Consider the following 18,117-nt stretch of genomic DNA (forward strand, 5'->3'; position numbering starts at 1 on the left):
TGCCTCCTCAGATGATATTGGCCTCCGTCAGCGGCCGCCCCGCAACGATGCGCTCGTGACCGAGATCGGCAAGATCGAGCGTGCGATAGCCGCCATGCACAATCTGCTCGGCAATCCCCCTTCCCACAGCCGGGGACTGCTGCAGGCCGTGCCCCGAGAAACCATTGGCGAGATAGAGATTCGGCAGGCCGACGGCCGGGCCGAGGATGGCATTGCCGTCGAGTTCATTCATGTCATAGGGGCCGGCCCAGGCGCGACCGGGCTTGATCGCCTCGAAGGCGGGCACACGATGGGCGAGCGGCGCCCAGACATGCTCCTCAAAAAAGGACCAGTCGACATCCTCCACATCGGCATCGGTCTCGATCCATTCGCGATCGAGTTCGGCCGGCGGGGAGGCGCCGCAAATGAACATCTGCCCCTCGCTGCCGCGCTTGCCCTCGGGCCGGCAATAGGCACCGGAGGTATCGATCAGAAGCGGGCAGTTATCGACCTCGCCCTTGCAGGTGAAGCTGAAGACGTAGCGCTTCATCGACCTGACGGGAATCGCGATGCCGGCCGTTGCCGCCAGCCGCGCACCATGCGTGCCCGAGGCGTTGACGACCGCGCCACAGCCGATGCGGCTGCCATCGCCAAGCTCGACGCCGACGACGCGACCGCCTTCCACGATAAAGCGCGCCGCTTCGCCCTGGCGGTACTCGACACCGAGCGCGCGCGCCTTCTTGCGAAAGGCCTGGAGCAGCGCCCAACCGTCGAACCAGCCCTCCCCGCTGACCCCATAGGTGCCGCAGGCGAGATCCTCGACATTGAGCCAGCTAAATTTGCTGCGCAACATATCCGCAGCATAGAGCGCAATATCGGCGCCCTCGTCCTGCTGCAGTTTCTGGTTCGAGGCGAGGACCGGGGCTCCCTCGCCGCTCGCGACATAGAGGTAGCCGCCTTCATGCAGATCGATGGCCGGAACCTCGCCATCGACGGCGAGATGCGTCCCGATATTGCGCAAAAATTCGATGCCGTGGAGCGAGATACGGATGTTCACCGAACTCGAGAATTGCTGGCGGATCGAAGCCGCCGAGAGCGCCGAGGCGGAGTAGCGGTAGGTCGGATCCTTCTCCAGGACCACCACCTTGCCCTTGAAGCCTGGGTCGGCGGCGAGATGATAGGCGACGGAGGAACCGATGGCGGCCCCTCCACAGATCACGACATCGGCGGTCTCGGAAAAGGACGGCATGTCAGTCCTGCGCAGTTCGGGCCACGACGCTCTGTGGCCGGGGTTGGTGAATTTCACGCATGAATGACGCGACTGCGCCGGCTTGTCGAGTGCTCAGGCCGTGAGCCCGCATTCGCCGAGCAGCCAGTCGCGAAAGGCGATCACCGCCGGCAGCGCCGCCCGGGTCTCGGGATAGACCAGGTAATAGCCCTCCGTGCCGCTGACCGGCCGGTCGACCGGAACGACGAGCGCGCCCGAGCGCAATTCCTCCTCGATCAGGAAGCGCGGCACGATCGCAAGACCCAACCCAGCCACGGCCGCCTGCGAGACCATGGCAAATTGCTCGAAGCGCGGCCCCATCAGCGCCCGCTCCGGCGGCAGCCCCTGTTTTTCCAGCCAGTTCGCCCAGGCCCGGGGTCGCGTCGCCTGCTGCAGCAACGGCGCGCGCAGCATATCCGCCGGCTCCTTCAAGCCCAGGCGCTCGACCAGCGAGGGCGCCGCCACGGGAACGACCTCCTCCCCCATCAAGCGATGAAGCACAGCGCCAGGCCAGACCGGATCGCCGAAATGCACGGCGGCATCGATCGGCTCGCGCGCGAAATCAAAGGGCACCAGCTTGGTCGTGAAGTTGATGGTGACGCCGGGATGGGCCTCGATGAAGCGCGGCAGACGCGGAATTAGCCAGCGTGTGCCGAAGGTCGGCAGGATACCGAGATGCAGCACGCCGGCCGCGCCGCGAAAGGCCATGGCCGAGACGGTCGCGGCCGCAAGGCGCGAGAGCCCATCGCGGATCTCGGTCGCATAGGCGCTCCCGGCCGGCGTCAGGCTGACGCGTTTCTTGACGCGCTGGAACAGACTGACGCCGAGCACCTGCTCGAGATGCGCGACCTGGCGGCTGATCGCCCCTTGCGTCAGGTTCAGTTCCTCGGCGGCGCGCGTGAAACTGCCATGGCGCGCAGCCGCCTCGAAGGCCGCGAGCGCCGACAGGGAGGGCACCGAAAGGCGTCCGGGAACGAGATCAAAGGTCATGAGCTATTCTCATCAACTCGTGAGAACATATCGGTTGCCGAGCGCAACCGGAAGAGGGCATTCTGCGCCCTTCCGGCGCGGCGGCTCTTTCCCGCGCCATTTGACATACTAGCAATCGACAGGTCGGAACCAGGACATGGCTTCATCTTTGCCGAAGGATGCGCTCGCGCTGCTCAAGCGTCTCGGCGTGCCGGACACCGTCTTCGCGTCCGCGGGCCTTGCAGCACGCTCCCCCATCACTGGCGAGACGGTGGCGACGCTGCGCGAGACGAGCGTTGCGGAGACCGAGGCGGCGATCGGCCGCGCGCAGTCTGCCTTCCTGGCCTGGCGCAAGGTCCCGGCCCCGCGCCGTGGTGAATTCGTCCGCCTGCTCGGCGAGGAGCTGCGCAACGCCAAGACCGATCTCGGCCTGCTGGTGACGCTGGAAGCCGGCAAGGTCACCTCCGAGGGGCTCGGCGAAGTCCAGGAGATGATCGACATCTGCGATTTCGCGGTCGGTCTTTCGCGCCAGCTCTACGGCCTGACCATCGCCACCGAGCGCCCGAGCCACCGCATGATGGAGACCTGGCATCCGCTCGGCGTCTGCGGCGTGATCTCGGCCTTCAACTTCCCGGTCGCCGTCTGGTCCTGGAATGCGGCGCTTGCATTCGTCTGCGGCGACAGCGTCGTCTGGAAGCCCTCCGAGAAGACCCCGCTGACGGCGCTCGCCGTCCAGGCCATCGTCGAGCGCACCATGAAGCGCTTCGGCCCCGAGGCTCCGGTCGGCCTGTCGGAAGTCCTGATCGGCGGTCGCGAGATCGGCGACGCACTGGTGCAGGATCACCGCGYGCCGGTTCTCTCCGCCACCGGCTCGACCCGGATGGGCAAGGAAGTCGGCCAGAAGCTCGCCGCCCGCTTCGCCCGCGCCATTCTCGAACTCGGCGGCAACAATGCCGCGATCGTGGCGCCTTCCGCCGATCTCGATATCGCGCTCCGCGGCATCGCCTTTGCTGCGATGGGCACGGCCGGCCAGCGCTGCACCACGCTGCGCCGCCTGATCGTCCATGAGAGCGTCTATGACGCGCTGATCCCGCGCCTGATCAAGGTCTATGGCTCGGTCAAGATCGGCGATCCCCGCGAGGCCGGCGTGCTGGTCGGGCCGCTGATCGACGAGGCTGCCTATGAGGGCATGCAGAAGGCGCTCGGCGAAGCCAAGGCTGCCGGCGGCAAGGTCCAGGGCGGCGAGAAGGTCGATGTCGGCAGCGGTGGCTTCTATGTCCGTCCGGCGCTGGTCGAGATGCCCGAGCAGACCGGCCCGGTCGAGCGCGAGACCTTTGCGCCGATCCTCTATGTCATGAAGTACAAGACGCTGGACCAGGCGATCGCGCTGCAGAACGCGGTCGGTGCCGGTCTCTCCTCGTCCATCTTCACCCTCGACATGCGCGAGGCCGAGACCTTCGTTTCCGGCGAAGGCTCGGATTGCGGCATCGCCAACGTCAATATCGGCCCTTCGGGTGCCGAGATCGGCGGAGCCTTCGGCGGCGAGAAGGAGACCGGCGGCGGCCGCGAGGCCGGTTCGGACGCGTGGAAGGCCTATATGCGCCGCGCTACCAATACGCTGAACTACGGCACGACATTGCCGCTGGCGCAGGGCGTCAGCTTCGACGTCGACGCCTGAGCGAACGGGAGAGAAACCATGGCCGAAGCCGCACGCAGCCACTCCGCAAGCCACAAGCTCGCGGAATTCCAGTGGGACGATGCCTTCCTGCTCGACGACCAGCTCAACGAGGACGAGCGCCTGATCCGCGACACGGCCCGCCAATACGCGCAGGAGAAGCTGCTCCCGCGCGTCTCGGAGGCCTATCTCGAGGAGAAGACCGACCGCTCCATCTTCAATGAGATGGGCGAACTCGGCCTGCTCGGCGTGACGGTGCCGGAGGAATATGGCTGCGCCGGCGCCAACTACGTCTCCTATGGGCTGGTGGCCCGCGAGGTCGAGCGCGTCGATTCCGGCTATCGCTCGATGATGAGCGTGCAGTCCTCGCTCGTGATGTATCCGATCTACGCCTATGGCGACGAGAACCAGCGCAAGAAGTACCTGCCCAAGCTCGGCTCCGGCGAGTGGATCGGCTGCTTCGGCCTGACCGAGCCCGACGCCGGCTCCGACCCGGCCGGCATGAAGACCCGCGCCGAGAAGGTGGCCGACGGCTACAAGCTGACCGGCTCGAAGATGTGGATCTCGAATTCGCCGATCGCGGATGTGTTCGTGATCTGGGCGAAGTCGGCCGCGCATGACAACCAGATCCGCGGCTTCATCCTCGAGAAGGGCATGAAGGGCCTGAGCGCGCCGAAGATCGGCGGCAAGCTCAGCCTGCGCGCCTCGATCACGGGCGAGGTCGTCATGGACGGCGTCATCGTGCCGGAAGAGAACCTGCTGCCGAACGTCTCTGGATTGAAGGGGCCGTTTGGCTGCCTCAACCGCGCCCGCTACGGCATCTCCTGGGGCGTGATGGGCGCCGCCGAGGACTGCTTCCACCGCGCCCGCCAGTACGGGCTCGACCGCAAGCAGTTCAACAAGCCTCTGGCCCAGACCCAGCTCTACCAGAAGAAGCTCGCCGACATGCTGACCGAGATCACGCTCGGCCTGCAGGGCTCGCTTCGCGTCGGCCGCCTGCTCGACGACGGCAGGATGGCGCCCGAGATGATCTCGCTGGTAAAGCGCAACAATTGCGGCAAGGCGCTCGACATCGCCCGCCAGGCCCGCGACATGCATGGCGGCAACGGCATCTCGATCGAGTTCCACGTCATGCGCCATGCCGCGAACCTGGAGACGGTCAACACCTATGAGGGCACGCATGACGTTCATGCGCTGATCCTCGGGCGCGCCGTCACCGGGCTGCAGGCGTTCTTCTGAGCCGCGACCTCATGCCTGGGGCTTGCCCCAGGCATGTCTTTTTGCCGCGCACCCTTCAAGGGATGGCTGGGCCAAACCCGGCCATGACGGCAGCCTCGAAGCCGGAATGACCTGATGACGACTCCTCCCCTTGCCGGCCTGCGCGTCCTCGAACTCGCGCGCATCCTTGCCGGCCCCTGGATCGGCCAGTTGCTGGCCGATCTCGGCGCCGATGTCGTCAAGGTCGAAAGCCCAGAAGGCGACGACACCCGCAACTGGGGTCCTCCCTTCGTCGAAGGGACCGACGGCGGCACGCTCTCGGCGGCCTATTTCCACAGCGCCAACCGCGGCAAACGCTCGATCACGGCCGATTTCCGCACGGAGGAGGGCCGCGCCCTGGTGCGCAAGCTCGCCGGCCATGCCGATGTGGTGATCGAGAACTTCAAGGTCGGCGGGCTCGCCAAATACGGGCTCGACGCCGCCTCGCTGCGCAAGCTTCATCCGAACCTGATCTATTGCTCGATCACCGGCTTCGGACAGGACGGTCCCTATGCCGAGCGCGCCGGGTACGACTTCCTGATCCAGGGCATGGCCGGCTCGATGTCGATCACCGGCCAGCCCGACGGCCAGCCGACCAAGGCCGGCTATGCCAAGACGGACATCTTCACCGGGCTCTACGCGACCGTCGGCATCCTGGCGGCGCTGCGGCGACGCGATGCCACCGGCGAGGGCGCAACGCTCGACCTTGCCTTGATGGACACGCAGGTCGCCGTGCTCGGCAACCAGGCGCTGAACTACCTGGTCTCAGGAAAAGCCCCGGCCCGGCTCGGCAACGCCCATCCCAATATCGTGCCCTACGAAGTCTTCCCCGTCGCAGACGGGCACATCATCATCGCGACCGGCAATGACGGGCAATACCGCAGGCTTTGCGACGTGCTTGGCCGCTCCGATCTCGGCAGTCATGCCGATTATGCCGACAACAAGGGCCGGGTCGCCAACCGCGCAATCCTGATCCCGATGCTGGCTTCGCTGACCGCCCGCCGCCACAAGGCCGAACTTCTGGCTGCGCTGGAAGAAGCCGGCGTTCCGGCCGGCCCGATCAACACGATCGACGAGGTCTTTGCCGATCCGCAGGTGGTGGCCCGCGGCATCAAGGTCGACCTGCCTGCCGAGGCTGCGGCCAAGGGCGCGATCCCGACCGTCGCCTCGCCCATCGTCATCGACGGCGAACGGCAGGTCGCATCGCGGCCTAGCCCTCGGCTCGGCGAACATCAAGACGACATCCTGAACGACCCCGCCTGGGGAGGGCATACACATGGCTGAACGGACTGGCGGGCAGATCCTCGTCGACCAATTGCTGATTCATGGCGCGACCGACGCCTTCTGCGTGCCCGGCGAGAGCTATCTCGCCGTGCTCGACGCGCTGCATGACGCGAAGCTGAAGGTCACCATCTGCCGCGCCGAAGGCGGCGCCGCGATGATGGCCGAGGCTGCCGGCAAGCTCACAGGCAAGCCCGGCATCTGCTTCGTCACCCGCGGCCCCGGCGCGACCAATGCCTCGCCGGGCATTCATATCGCCGACCAGGACTCGACCCCGATGATCCTGTTCGTCGGCCAGATCGAGCGCGGCATGCGCGAGCGCGAAGCCTTCCAGGAACTCGATTACCGCGCCGTCTTCGGCACCATGACGAAATGGGCGACGGAGATCGACGACGCTGCCCGCATTCCCGAGATCATCAGCCGTGCGTTCCATGTCGCGACCTCCGGCCGCCCCGGCCCGGTGGTGATCGCGCTGCCCGAGGACGTGCTGACCGACCTCGCCGACGTCGCGGACGCAGAACCCTATCAGGTCACCGAGACGCATCCCTCGCTGCTGCAGACGATCGACCTGCAGAAGCGGCTCTGGGCCGCGAAATCGCCGATTGCCATCCTCGGCGGCTCGCGCTGGAACCCGCAGGCGATCGAGCGTTTCCAGCGTTTTGCCGAGCGCTTCGACCTGCCGGTCGCGGTCTCCTTCCGCCGGCAGATGCTGTTCCCGGCCAACCATCCGAATTTTGCCGGCGATCTCGGCATCGGCCCCAATCCGAAGCTCCTGAAGCGCATCCAGGACAGCGATCTCGTGCTGCTGGTCGGCGGCCGCCTCTCCGAGATGCCGAGCCAGTCCTACACGCTGTTCGGCATCCCCAATCCGGGCCGCCCGCTGGTGCATGTCCATCCCGATCCGGAAGAACTCGGCCGCGTCTACCGGCCAAGCCTCGCGATCAATGCCTCGCCGACCGCCTTCTGCGCCGCCTTGGAGACCGTTCATCCGCCCCAGACGATCAACTGGGCGAGTGCGGCGGCCGAAGCGCATGATGCCTATCTCGCCTGGAGCGAGCAGCCCGCCCCGGTACCTGGCGCCTTCCATCCCGGCGAGGCCGTCACCTGGTTGCGTCGCTACCTCCCCGATGACGCGATCCTCTGCAACGGTGCCGGCAACTACGCCACCTGGGTGCATCGCTTCCATCGCTTCACCAAGTTTGCGACGCAGCTCGCGCCGACCTCCGGGTCTATGGGTTATGGCGTGCCGGCGGCAATCGGCGCCAAGCGGCTGTTTCCCGAGAGAACGGTGGTCGCCTTCGCCGGCGACGGCTGTTTCCTGATGAATGGCCAGGATTTCGCGACGGCCGTGCAGTACGAACTGCCGGTGATCGTCGTCGTCGTCGACAACGGCATGTACGGCACGATCCGCATGCATCAGGAGAAGCACTATCCTGGCCGCGTCTCGGCAACGACGCTGAAGAACCCGGATTTCGCGGCCTATGCCAAGGCTTTCGGCGGCCATGGCGAGCGCGTCGAGACCACGGCCGAGTTCGCTCCGGCCTTCGAGCGCGCGGTCGCCAGCGGCAAGCCGGCGATCATCCACTGCCTGCTCGATCCCGAAGCGATCACGCCGGCAAAGTCGCTCTCCACGATCCGCGAGGAAGCCTTCGCCGCTCAGCGCTGATCGCCGCGGAGCGCGACCCATCTGCGGCCGAACCACATGCGGCGCAGCAGACCGTCACGCCAGATCAGTACGTGAACCAGCGCCGCCGCGACATGAATCGCGGCGAGCGCGAGGAGAAGGTTGCCCGCCCAGGCATGCAGAGCCTGCATCAGCTCATAGGTCGCCTTGTCGGGCCCGATGAGATGCGGGACGGCAAGCCAGCCGAAATAGAGCGTCGGGATCTGCRGCGGCGCGGCCGACACCATGAGCAATCCCGTGACAGGCAGCGCGATCAGGCAGACATACAGGCCTGCATGGACCACGTCGCTGGCCCGCTGCAGCCATCGCCCAGCATTCGCCGGCGGCGGCACAGGGGCGACCATGCGCAGGACAAGCCGCAGCACGATCATGCCTGCGACCGTCAATCCCACCGACTTGTGCAGTTGGTAGAGTTCGAAACGCTCGACGAGGTTGCGGCTTTCATCGCGCATCGGCGACGCGATCAGGAACTGGGCAATGACCAGCAGCAATGTCAGCCAATGCAGCGCGACGAGGGCCGGGTGCCAGCGCATCGGCCGCCCCACCACCTCGCTCATCGCGCAAGCTGCCCCTTGATCACAAGCTCGACCGCGTCATCGACGACATTGACCTCCCGGCCGAGTTCGAATGCAGGGCGCAAAAAGGTGCCATTGGCCTGGAAGGGCAGCTTTTCGCCGCGCCTGGCCCTGTCGATGTCGCCATCGACGACAGCCATCACCGTAATGGGGCGGGTGATCGAACGGATGGTGAGCTGCCCGCGTATCTCGAGGCTGCGGTCGCCGGTGCGGATCACCGCAGCAGAGGTGAAGCTCGCGGTCGGATAGCGCCCCGTATCGAGCATGCTCTCGCCCTTGATGAAGCCATCCATGAGGGCAGAGCCGGCCTGGAGCGAACCCGTCTCGATCGTGACCCTGATGCGGCTGCGTTCAGGCCGATCGAAATCGAGCGCCAATGTCCCGTCATAATGCGTGAAATGGCCGGTCGCGACGACTGCCCCGAAGCGGCGGGTCACGAAGCTGATATCGGTGGCCCCGCGCTCGATACGCCAGGTCGTTTGCGCCGCTGCAGGCTCGGCGACGACCAGGCCGGCAATCACGAGTGCGACATAACGGAGCATCCCGCCATTGTCGCGCCCATGATGGCCGGGCCGTGGCACCCGGCCCCGCACACGCAAAGGTGATGCCGCCCTAATGCATCGGCCTGAAAGGTGGATTGCGGCTTTCGGGAAAGCCGATGCAAACACAAAGGGTTCGATCACCGGACCGGATACGATGTCCGGTCCGGTGATCTAGCCTGCCTGCGGCGTCGCTCGCCTGGCGGCGGCGCCATTGAAGGTCGAACGGATCGCCATGGCCAATGCGATACAAGCCCAGCCCTGGAAGATCAGCTCGATCGCGAGGAAGGTGCCGAGGACCCAGAAGCTCGAGGCCGGCCATTGCGCCAGGATCATCCCGCCGAGCGCGAGTGAAAGCAGCCCGGAGACCAGAACCCAGATCCAGACCGGCGTCGGCCGCGTCTGGAAGGCGACGATGATGCGGAAGATGCCGGCTGCGACCAGGGCAAAGCCCGCCAGAAGCGTCAGCGACGCCGTCGCCACGACCGGGTTGATGAAGGTCATGATGCCGACGCCGAGATAGAGCAGGCCGATCAGCACATGCATCAGCAGGCTTTTCCAGCCGCTGTGCCGGAAGGCGTCGATCAGCATGACCACGCCGCCGGCGAACATCATCGCGCCGAACCAGATGGCGCTGGCAACGCTGAGCAAGGCGGAAGCGCCAAGCCCGAGCACGCCAAGGATGACCAGGGCAATACCGGCTGCAAGCAGCCAGCCCCAGTTACGTCGCAAAGGCAGGAGATGCGTACCGAGAGAAGGTGGTTGATGCGCGGGTGCGTCCGACATGACCAGGCCCCCAGTGGAACTTCACGAAGGCTCCCACCACCGGGGCTCGCCGTCAACTCCGGGCGCACCCTAGGGGCGAACCGCTAATGTTCTCAATAGGTTGCCAGACCGCCCAAAAGATCGAAAACGGCGCCGGCGGAGAAACTGCAGCGCTCACTCGCCAGCCAGGCGACGAGCTCGGCCAGCTCATCGGCCGTTCCCAGCCGTCCGAGCGCGCTCTTGGCGACCGCGCCGGGCCGCCATTCAGGCGAACGCGACCTGAGCCAGCGGCGTGACACGGATCGTCGCGGAACCGGCATCGAAACCATCCAGCAGGGCATTGTGATGCGCCACGATCTGCTCGACCTGCAACGTATCGCTGTCGGCGGTCGTATGCGCATCGGCGACGAGCGTGACATCGAAGCCCAGGCCGACGGCACGCCGGCAGGTGGTGTCGACACAGTACTGCGTCATCAATCCGGCGATCACGAGATGGCCGATCCTCCGTTCCGCGAGCACAACCTGCAGGGCCGTGTCGTGAAAGGAATCGCAGGCCGTCTTGTGAACGACGATGTCGCCGGGTTGTCGCGGCAGGTCGGGATGAAGGTCCCAACCTAGGGTCCCGGTTTCCAGACGGTGTCCGGCCGGGCCGTCATGCTGGATGAAGATCACCGGGCGCTGGGCGGCATGCGCGCGGCCGATCAACTCGGCCAGGCGCTCGCGCACTTTCGCAAAGCGCTCCCCGACGACTGCGCGCGCAGCTACCGGCACGGCCAGGATGTCGCGCTGGACGTCGATGATGACAAGTGCCGACATCAGGCAGCCTTGGCGCCCTCGAGACGGGCATCGACCAGCTTGCGCAGGTTGCGCAGATCCTTGACGAAGCCGCGAATGCCTTCGGCGAGCTTCTCTGTCGCCATTGCATCCTCGTTCAGCGCGAAGCGGAACGCCTTCTCATCGAGCAGCAGCTTCGCGGGTGCCTTCCCGGAATTGTCCGGCGCGAGCCTGCGCGGCAGATCGCCCTGCGCCGCGGCGAGCTCGTCGAGCAGGCCGGGGCCGATGGTCAGCCGGTCGCAGCCCGCCAGCGCCTCGATCTCGCCCGTATTGCGGAAAGAGGCGCCCATCACCACCGTGTCGATGCCGTAAGCCTTGTAATAGGCATAGATGGTGCGGACCGAGACCACGCCGGGATCGGTTTCCGCCGTGTAGGGGCCGCCGCCGGCCTTGACGTGCCAGTCGAGGATTCGACCGACAAAGGGGGAAATCAGGAAGGCCTTCGCATCCGCACAGGCGATCGCCTGCGGCAGCGAGAAGAGCAGGGTCAGGTTGCAGTCGATGCCCTCGGCCTGCAGCACCCTGGCCGCCTGGATGCCCTCCCAGGTCGAGGCGATCTTGATCAGGATGCGCTCCCGCCCGATGCTGCGCTCCTTGTAGGCAGCGATGATGGCACGGGCCTTGTCGATGCTCGCCTGCGTGTCGAACGAGAGATCGGCATCGACCTCGGTCGAGACCCGTCCGGGGACGATTCCGGCAAGTTCGGCGCCGAAKGTCACGGCCAGCCGGTCGCAAACCGCATGCACGCGGGCCTCGCTGGAACCGGCAGCCTTCCGGCCCCAGACAATCGCCTCATCCACGAGATGGGCATAGGCCGGGGTTTCGACGGCCTTGAGCAGCAAGGTCGGGTTCGTGGTGCAATCGACAGGCTTCAGACGGCGCACCGCTTCGATATCGCCGGTATCGGCGACGACGGTGGTCATCTTGCGGAGCTGGTCGAGCTTGGAAGCGGTCATGGCGATCCTGCCGAAATCGGTGTCTTGAACAATGGTCAAACCTGCGGCGCTCTTCCGGTCCGGTCAAGCGAGTAGGCCGGAAGGACGGCTGCGCGCACGGCGCAGATGGGTCAGCTCTTGACTGCCCCCGATGTCAGGCCCCCGACCATGTTCTTGCGGAAGCCATAATAGATCACAGCCGGCGGGATGGCGTAGAGCAGGCCCGCGGCCATCAGCAGATTCCAGGGTGCGTCATCCGCCGAGAGGAAGAGTCCAAGCCCCACTGCCAGAGGCACCGCCTTTTCGCTCGAGAGCAGCAGGAAGGCGTAGAGATACTCATTCCAGGCGAGCAGCAGCGCGTAGATGCCGATGACCACCATCGACGGCTTCATCAGCGGCAGATAGACCATGCGGAAGAGCTGCAGCGAGGTCGCGCCATCCATGATCGCCGCCTCGTCGAGTTCCTTCGGCAGCTTGTCGGAGGCCTGCTTCAGAACCCAGATCGCATAGGGCGAAGCCAGCGCGACCATGGCGAGGATCAGCGCAGTCTGCGTGTTGAGCAGCCCGTAGGAGCCCATCGCCTTGTACATCGGGATGGCGAGGAAGGCGGCCGGGATGAGGTAGGTCGCCAATGCCAGGTTCATGATCGTGCGCCCGCCCCTGACCCGCAGCCGGGCGATGGCGAAGGCGGCGCAGGTGGCAACGAAGAGCGTCAGCAGCCCCGTGGCCACGGCGATGAAGAAGCTGTTGAACATCTGCAGCCAGAAATTGGTCAGGTAATAATGCTGCTGCTTGAAGACGATCTGGAAGTTCTGGAGCGTCGGCTGATCGGGCCAGAGCTTGCCGGCCAGCATCGACTCCTGGTTGGAGATCGAGAGCACGAAGAGATGGTAGATCGGCAGAAGGGTCCAGAGCAGGACCGGGATCGCGATCAGGATCAGCTTGCCTTCGTCGAGAACCTTTTTCATCACTCGGCTCCCTTGGACAGGCGCTTCACCATCACGAAGACCATCGGCAGGATCAGCGGCATCGCGACGATGATGGAGGCGATACCGAGATCCAGGTTGTTGTTGCGCATGTAGCGGATGCCGAGTGTCGCCAGCACATGGTTCAAGTCGCCCGGCCCACCCCCGGTGAGCAGGTAGACGCTGTTGAAATCACCCAGCGTCCAGATCATCGAGAGCATGGTCGAGGTGACATAGAGCGTCGCCAGCGACGGCCAGGTGATGAAGCGGAACTGCTGCCACCCGTTGGCTCCGTCGACGCTCGCGGCCTCATAGAGATCCTGCGAGATCGCCAGGCGGCCGGTGACCAGGATCAGCGTCCAGAACGGCAGCGACTTCCAGATATGGACCATGATCGAGCTCGCGAAGGCGAGTGTCGGGTCGGTGAGCCAGCCCGGCCCCTCGACGATGCCGAACCAGTGGAAGAGCTGCTGGTTGAGCATGCCGTTCTCCGGGTTCAGCATCACCCGGAAGGACAGGATGGTCGGAATCGAGGGCACGGCCCAGGGCAGGATGAACAGCACCAGCACGATGCGCACCCAGGCGCGCTGCTGCACGAAGAAGCCCGAGAGCCAGAGCGCGAGCAGGAACTTGAGGTTCACCGCCACGAACAGGAAGATGATGGTATTGACTACCGTGCGAACGAAGATCGGGTCCGCGAAGAGTGCGCGATAGGACTGCCAGTTGAGCCCCAGCCAGAGGCCGTAACCGACCGGGTAGACCACCATCACGGCGAAGACGAGAATATAGGGCATCAGCATCAGCGCGCCCCAGAGCGCCCTGTCTCGCGTGTGGCCCGAGGTCATTTCGGCCGATACCGTTGCCGGCGCTGACATGGTGGTGGCGGTCATCAGTTGTCCTCCGAGGCCCCGCATTCTTTCGACGGGTCGGCATCCCACGGCGTGTTCGGCCGCAGGATGCCGTTTTCGCGGTCGTTCAGGTCGTCGGGATCAGCCGGCGATCTGCTTGATGCGAGCGATCATCTCGTCCACGGCCTGTTCGGGCGAGATCTTGTCCTGGACAACGCGGTTCACCGCCTTGGCCCAGACGTTCTCGGCATTCACGGTCGTGAAATTGTAGTTGTAGACGAACTGGAACGGAACAGTGCCGTCCTTGTACTGCTTGTAGACGACCGCGCGGTGCGGGTCCTTGCCATCGGACCAGAACGGAGCCTCGATGCCCTTGAGCGTCGTCGGCACCCAGCGCCCGGCCGAGCCCTCGACGAAGGGACGCAGGTTCTCGTCCTTCATCAGGAAGGCCATGAACTCCTTGCCGCGCTTCTTGTTCTTCGCATCGGCGAAGATCACGGCCGTCTTGACCGCCGCCAGGTTCGTCATGGGGCTGCCATCCGGCTTCCTCGGGAACTCGGCCGTGCGGATGTTCTCCTCGTAGTTCTTCTTCGCGGTCGCCCGCTGCTCGGCGGTCAGCGCCGGATTGTTCATGTCGTCCATGTGCTTGCCGGCGATCGAGATCGTGGCGTTATGCGTGGCAACGGTCGTGCGGTTGTGGAATGCGACGTTGTTGTCTGGGTCGAGCCAGTTCACCGACGAGGGCGGGGTGCAGCCGCGTTGGAAGATGTTCGCATAGGCCTTGACCGCCTCGATCATCCCGGCCCGGTTCTTGGGCTGGTCGAGGACGATCTTGCCGTTCTCGTCGACGACCTGCGCGTTGAAGGCGTTGGCGAAGGTCAGGAAGCTGTAGAAAGTGTCGGAGGCGGCGACGCCCATGGGATGGCCGATGCCGTAGATGCGCTWGCCCTTGGCCCGCAATGCGCCCTGAACCTTGTCACACCAGAAATCCCAATAACCGTCCCAGCCCTTGGGGATGTCCGCTTCCTTGAAGCCCGCCTCCTCCAGCATGTCCTTCCAGTAGGTGATGTGCATCATCTGCTGTTCGACGGGGAAGGCGTAGTAGGATTTCTTGCCGGCCTTGTTGTTCATCAGGAAGGTCGTCGCCAGCGCCTGCGGCTGGAACTCTGCCTTCATCGGCTCGATCACGTCGGTGACGTCCTCGAGCTTGCCGTCGAAGGCCCATTTCCCGGTCGTGCGGAAATCATAGGTGGTGCAGAAGCCGACATCGGGAGGCGTTCCGGCCTCGACGGCGCCGACCGATTTGGTCACGCAATCCTCAGTCGCATAGAGCGAGAGATCGACCTTGACGCCCGTCGCCTTCTGGAACTTGTCGACCACCGCGAGCAGGGCATCGTCCTCGCCCTTGTAGAAACCCTTGGTGAACCAGACCGTCACCGTCTCCTGCGCAACGGCGGCGCCGGACCAGCCGGCGGCGATCGCCGCGAAGGCTGCACCGGTCACGAGATAACGCATGGATTTCATTGAGAACCTCCCATTTCAAACGTTTAAATCTGACGTTTTGGTACGCCTTCACCGAGGAGACTAGTCGAAAACCCGTTCGACAAACAAGCCGGGCAGATGCGGGAAATTCGGGCAGGCCGGGCCGTTGGCCCGGTGGCGCATCAGCACCTTGTGGAGCAGTTGCACTGCCGCAAGCGGCCCCGGTGATGACAGGTCACGGATGTGTCATATACGCGGTCTACCGCGAGTGCCGGAGGCCGGCCGGCCGACGGACAGGAGAGAAAGACAATGCATTCGAAGGCGATGATCGCTCTGGCTGCGACGGGCCTTGCCCTTTGCCTGGCCCCTCTCGCTGTCCAGGCGGCCGAGGGCAAGCTGGTTCTTTACACCAGCCAGCCCAATACCGACGCCCAGCAGACCATCGATGCCTTCAAGGCGAAATACCCCAAGGTCGAGATCAGCTTCGTGCGCGACGGCACACCGCGCATCATGGCCAAGCTCAGGGCCGAGATCGAGGCCGGCGCGCCTCAGGCCGATGTTCTTCTGATCGCCGATTCGGTGACGATGGAAGGGCTGAAGCAGGAGAACCGGCTGCTCGCGCATGAAGCCGCCGCGACATCGGCCTATCCCGCCGGCATTCACGACCCGCAGAAGCTGTGGTTCGCGACCAAGCTGATCACCACCGGCATCGTCTACAACACCAAGGCGGGACTGAAGCCGACCAGCTGGCTCGACCTCGGCAAGCCGGAGGTCAAGAACCTGCTGGCCATGCCGAGCCCCCTGAACTCCGGCGCAGCTTTGATCCACACCATGACGCTCGCGGGCAACCTGCCCGGTGGCTGGGGCTACTATGAGACCCTCAGGAACAACGGTGCGCTGGCAGCAGGTGGCAATGGCGACATCCTGAGGCAAGTCGCGACCGGCGAGAAGCTCTACGGCATGATCGTCGACTTCATGCCGATCCGCGAGAAGGCCAAGGGCGCGCCGGTCGAGTTCGTGTTCCCGAGCGAGGGCGTCTCCGCCGTCAGCGAACCGGTCGCGATCCTCAAGAGCACCAGGAATCCGGAGGCCGCCAAGGCGTTCGTCGATTTCCTGATCTCCAGGGATGGCCAGGAACTTGCCCTGAAGCAGGGCTATGTCGCGGCACACCCCGACGTTGCGCTGCCCGCGGGCTATCCCGAGCGCGCCGCCATCAAGCTGATGCCGTTCGATGCGGCCAAGGCGCTGGCCGACGAGACCGCAGCGCGCAAGCGCTTCAGCGCGATCTTCGAGTAAGCCCAAGCCAGGCCGGACGCAGCATGACCCTCGTCGCCCGCTCCGACCGGCCGCATATCGGGCAACCTCGGCTCCTGCCGGGGTTGCACCTGCCTTCAGGGCTCGGGCTGCCCGTGCTGGTGGCGCTYTGCGTCCTGGTCTTCGGTGGCCTTCCCTTCCTGCGCCTCCTGCTCGCCGCTTTCGCGCCCGGCGGCCGGTTCATGCCGGATGCAGCCCTCGCCGAAATCGGCAGCCGGGCCGCCCTCACCGCGACCTTGCACAGCATCGAGACCGCCGGTCTCTCTGCGCTCGGCGCCTTCGCGATTGGCGGCGCCGTCGCGATCCTGCTCGCAGTGACCGATCTACGCGGCAAGCGTCCGCTGGCCTTCGCCTTCGTCTTCTCGATGATGATCGCGCCGCAGGTGGCGGCGCTCGCCTTCCTCAGCCTGACCGCCCCCCACTCTCCCATTCTTGGCGCGCTCGGCCTGACACCGGCGCCGGGAACCCCCAATCCCCTGCTGGGCCGCGGCGGGATCATCCTGGTCATGGCGCTGCATCATGCGCCGCTGGTCGCGATCACGCTCTGGAGCGGGCTGCGCAGCATCCCGCATTCCCTGGTCGAGGCGGCGCAGCTCGAAGGTGCGGCGCCACCGACGATCATCACCCGCATCCTGCTGCCGGTGCTGCGCCCGCAGATCGTCGCAGCCGGGTTGATCGCCTTCGTCGCCGGCATCGGCAATTTCGGCATTCCTGCACTGCTCGGACTGCCGATGAACTATCTCACCCTGCCAACCCTGATCTACCGGCGGCTTTCGAGCTTTGGACCGGCGGGGCTGCCGGATGCCGCGGCGCTGTCGTTGCTCGTCGCGCTGGTCGCCGGCCTCGGCATTCTCGCAAGCATCCTTGCGACGCGCCGCGGCGGCAAGGTCGAAATCGAGCGCCCCTTGCAGCCCTTCTGGCCCCTCGGCAGCGCCCGCCCCTTCGTCACGGCCGGCCTCTGGCTCCTGATCGCCCTCAAGCTCGGCCTGCCCTTCCTTGCCTTGCTCAGCGAGGCACTGACGCCAGCGCTCGGCGTCGCGCTCTCCTGGCAGAGCCTGACCTTCGACAAGTTCACCGAGGTGCTGCTGCGCCAGGACGTGACAGCGCGCGCCTTCCGCAATTCCTTCCTGTTCGCCGGCACCGCAGCGGTGATCCTTGCGCTGGCCTCGATCGCCTTCGCCTATGCGCTGGAGCGGCGAATGGGCAAGGCGAGGCGTGTCGTCGAACTCGTCATCGAGCTGCCCTACGCCTTGCCCGGCGTGGTGCTCGCCATCGCCTGCATCCTGATGTTCCTGAAGCCGCTGCCGCTGATCGGCGTCAGCATCTATGCGACACCATTCATCATCCTCTTCGCCTATCTGGCGCGCTTCCTGCCGCTGGCGCTGAAGGCCCCGATCGCGGCAATGGCGCAGATCGAGGCGCATCACGAAGAGGCGGCGAAACTCGATGGTGTCACGCTCTGGCAGATGCTGCGTTTCATCGTGGCGCCGATCCTCGCCCCGGCTGCGACGGTCAGTGCGCTGATGGTGTTCCTCGTGGCCTTCAACGAGCTCACCGTCTCGGCCCTGCTCTGGTCCTCGGGAACCGAGACGCTGGGCGTCGTTCTGTTCARCCTGAAGGAAGCCGGGCTCGCCGGCGAGGCGGCAGCGGTCGCGATCAGCGCCTCGGCGGTGATCCTTTGCGTGATGCTGCTGCTCGACCTTTGCGCCAAGCGCCTGCCGGAGAATGTCCTGCCCTGGCGGATCTGA

General features: G+C 65.4%; 16 protein-coding genes. 6 read left to right on the plus strand and 10 right to left on the minus strand.

The annotated features are described in order from the left end of the window. Positions 1 to 7: 7 nt before the first annotated feature. Together AC1DRP_RS04440 and AC1DRP_RS04445 are read right to left on the minus strand one after the other, a co-directional pair. Positions 8 to 1,228: an NAD(P)/FAD-dependent oxidoreductase gene (locus AC1DRP_RS04440; protein WP_441506051.1), complete on the minus strand. Its 1,221-nt coding sequence runs from the start codon at positions 1,226 to 1,228 to the stop codon at positions 8 to 10. 93 nt (positions 1,229 to 1,321) lie between these two features. Further along, entirely contained in the window at positions 1,322 to 2,236 is a 915-nt protein-coding gene (locus AC1DRP_RS04445) for a LysR family transcriptional regulator (protein ID WP_441506050.1), read from the minus strand. Positions 2,237 to 2,372: 136 nt separating this feature from the next. On the opposite strand from AC1DRP_RS04445, the gene amaB reads away from it, so the two are divergent. The 4 genes from amaB (at position 2,373) to AC1DRP_RS04465 (ending at position 8,094) form a co-directional block, all read left to right on the plus strand. Continuing rightward, the gene (gene amaB / locus AC1DRP_RS04450) at positions 2,373 to 3,893 is read left to right on the plus strand and encodes an L-piperidine-6-carboxylate dehydrogenase (protein WP_476767878.1); all 1,521 of its coding nucleotides are present in this window, start codon (positions 2,373 to 2,375) and stop codon (positions 3,891 to 3,893) included. Between the two features lie 18 nt (positions 3,894 to 3,911). Then, positions 3,912 to 5,129 carry an acyl-CoA dehydrogenase gene (locus AC1DRP_RS04455; RefSeq protein ID WP_113515131.1) on the plus strand — a complete coding sequence of 406 codons (1,218 nt, stop codon included), beginning with the start codon at positions 3,912 to 3,914 and terminating at the stop codon, positions 5,127 to 5,129. Between the two features lie 114 nt (positions 5,130 to 5,243). Further along, positions 5,244 to 6,431 (plus strand): CaiB/BaiF CoA transferase family protein, encoded by a 1,188-nt coding sequence (locus AC1DRP_RS04460; protein WP_441506049.1) that lies wholly within the window; start codon positions 5,244 to 5,246, stop codon positions 6,429 to 6,431. Continuing rightward, a complete protein-coding gene (locus AC1DRP_RS04465) occupies positions 6,424 to 8,094 on the plus strand; it encodes a thiamine pyrophosphate-binding protein (RefSeq protein WP_441506048.1) in 1,671 nt (556 codons plus the stop codon). The genes AC1DRP_RS04460 and AC1DRP_RS04465 overlap by 8 nt, the downstream gene beginning before the upstream one ends. Here AC1DRP_RS04465 and AC1DRP_RS04470 read toward each other — a convergent pair. The 8 genes from AC1DRP_RS04470 to AC1DRP_RS04505 all read right to left on the minus strand — a co-directional run bounded on the left by AC1DRP_RS04470 (position 8,085) and on the right by AC1DRP_RS04505 (position 15,088). Then, positions 8,085 to 8,669, minus strand: a complete 585-nt coding sequence (locus AC1DRP_RS04470) for a cytochrome b (protein WP_476767879.1) — start codon at positions 8,667 to 8,669, stop codon at positions 8,085 to 8,087. The genes AC1DRP_RS04465 and AC1DRP_RS04470 overlap by 10 nt on opposite strands. Continuing rightward, a complete protein-coding gene (locus tag AC1DRP_RS04475) occupies positions 8,666 to 9,229 on the minus strand; it encodes a YceI family protein (protein ID WP_441506046.1) in 564 nt (187 codons plus the stop codon). The genes AC1DRP_RS04470 and AC1DRP_RS04475 overlap by 4 nt, the downstream gene beginning before the upstream one ends. 171 nt (positions 9,230 to 9,400) lie before the next feature. Continuing rightward, positions 9,401 to 10,012 (minus strand): HdeD family acid-resistance protein, encoded by a 612-nt coding sequence (locus AC1DRP_RS04480; RefSeq protein ID WP_441506045.1) that lies wholly within the window; start codon positions 10,010 to 10,012, stop codon positions 9,401 to 9,403. 243 nt (positions 10,013 to 10,255) lie between these two features. After that, positions 10,256 to 10,807, minus strand: a complete 552-nt coding sequence (locus AC1DRP_RS04485; RefSeq protein ID WP_441506044.1) for a cysteine hydrolase family protein — start codon at positions 10,805 to 10,807, stop codon at positions 10,256 to 10,258. Further along, entirely contained in the window at positions 10,807 to 11,781 is a 975-nt protein-coding gene (tal, locus tag AC1DRP_RS04490; protein WP_441506043.1) for a transaldolase, read from the minus strand. The genes AC1DRP_RS04485 and tal overlap by 1 nt, the downstream gene beginning before the upstream one ends. A 110-nt stretch (positions 11,782 to 11,891) precedes the next feature. Then, positions 11,892 to 12,728 (minus strand): carbohydrate ABC transporter permease, encoded by an 837-nt coding sequence (locus AC1DRP_RS04495; protein ID WP_113515117.1) that lies wholly within the window; start codon positions 12,726 to 12,728, stop codon positions 11,892 to 11,894. Beyond that, a complete protein-coding gene (locus AC1DRP_RS04500; protein ID WP_441490115.1) occupies positions 12,728 to 13,615 on the minus strand; it encodes a carbohydrate ABC transporter permease in 888 nt (295 codons plus the stop codon). Before AC1DRP_RS04500 ends, AC1DRP_RS04495 begins: the two co-directional genes overlap by 1 nt. A 99-nt stretch (positions 13,616 to 13,714) precedes the next feature. Continuing rightward, the gene (locus tag AC1DRP_RS04505) at positions 13,715 to 15,088 is read right to left on the minus strand and encodes an ABC transporter substrate-binding protein (RefSeq protein ID WP_476767889.1); all 1,374 of its coding nucleotides are present in this window, start codon (positions 15,086 to 15,088) and stop codon (positions 13,715 to 13,717) included. 276 nt (positions 15,089 to 15,364) lie between these two features. Between AC1DRP_RS04505 and AC1DRP_RS04510 the strand changes: the two genes are divergently transcribed. After that, on the plus strand, positions 15,365 to 16,351 hold the full coding sequence (locus tag AC1DRP_RS04510; protein ID WP_476767880.1) for an ABC transporter substrate-binding protein: 987 nt from the start codon (positions 15,365 to 15,367) through the stop codon (positions 16,349 to 16,351). A gap of 23 nt (positions 16,352 to 16,374) precedes the next feature. Further along, positions 16,375 to 18,117 carry an ABC transporter permease gene (locus AC1DRP_RS04515; RefSeq protein ID WP_476767881.1) on the plus strand — a complete coding sequence of 581 codons (1,743 nt, stop codon included), beginning with the start codon at positions 16,375 to 16,377 and terminating at the stop codon, positions 18,115 to 18,117.

The sequence above is a fragment of the Allobosea sp. 01N443 genome (assembly GCF_056399325.1).

Bases quoted from the DNA above. Each gene is read 5' to 3' on its own strand.
- AC1DRP_RS04455 (WP_113515131.1), top strand. From the start codon at position 3,912: ATGGCCGAAGCCGCACGCAGCCACTCCGCAAGCCACAAGCTCGCGGAA.
- AC1DRP_RS04475 (WP_441506046.1), bottom strand. From the start codon at position 9,229: ATGCTCCGTTATGTCGCACTCGTGATTGCCGGCCTGGTCGTCGCCGAG.
- AC1DRP_RS04445 (WP_441506050.1), bottom strand. From the start codon at position 2,236: ATGACCTTTGATCTCGTTCCCGGACGCCTTTCGGTGCCCTCCCTGTCG.
- AC1DRP_RS04480 (WP_441506045.1), bottom strand. From the start codon at position 10,012: ATGTCGGACGCACCCGCGCATCAACCACCTTCTCTCGGTACGCATCTC.
- AC1DRP_RS04460 (WP_441506049.1), top strand. From the start codon at position 5,244: ATGACGACTCCTCCCCTTGCCGGCCTGCGCGTCCTCGAACTCGCGCGC.
- AC1DRP_RS04485 (WP_441506044.1), bottom strand. From the start codon at position 10,807: ATGTCGGCACTTGTCATCATCGACGTCCAGCGCGACATCCTGGCCGTG.
- AC1DRP_RS04465 (WP_441506048.1), top strand. From the start codon at position 6,424: ATGGCTGAACGGACTGGCGGGCAGATCCTCGTCGACCAATTGCTGATT.
- AC1DRP_RS04495 (WP_113515117.1), bottom strand. From the start codon at position 12,728: ATGAAAAAGGTTCTCGACGAAGGCAAGCTGATCCTGATCGCGATCCCG.
- AC1DRP_RS04440 (WP_441506051.1), bottom strand. From the start codon at position 1,228: ATGCCGTCCTTTTCCGAGACCGCCGATGTCGTGATCTGTGGAGGGGCC.
- AC1DRP_RS04500 (WP_441490115.1), bottom strand. From the start codon at position 13,615: ATGACCGCCACCACCATGTCAGCGCCGGCAACGGTATCGGCCGAAATG.
- AC1DRP_RS04510 (WP_476767880.1), top strand. From the start codon at position 15,365: ATGCATTCGAAGGCGATGATCGCTCTGGCTGCGACGGGCCTTGCCCTT.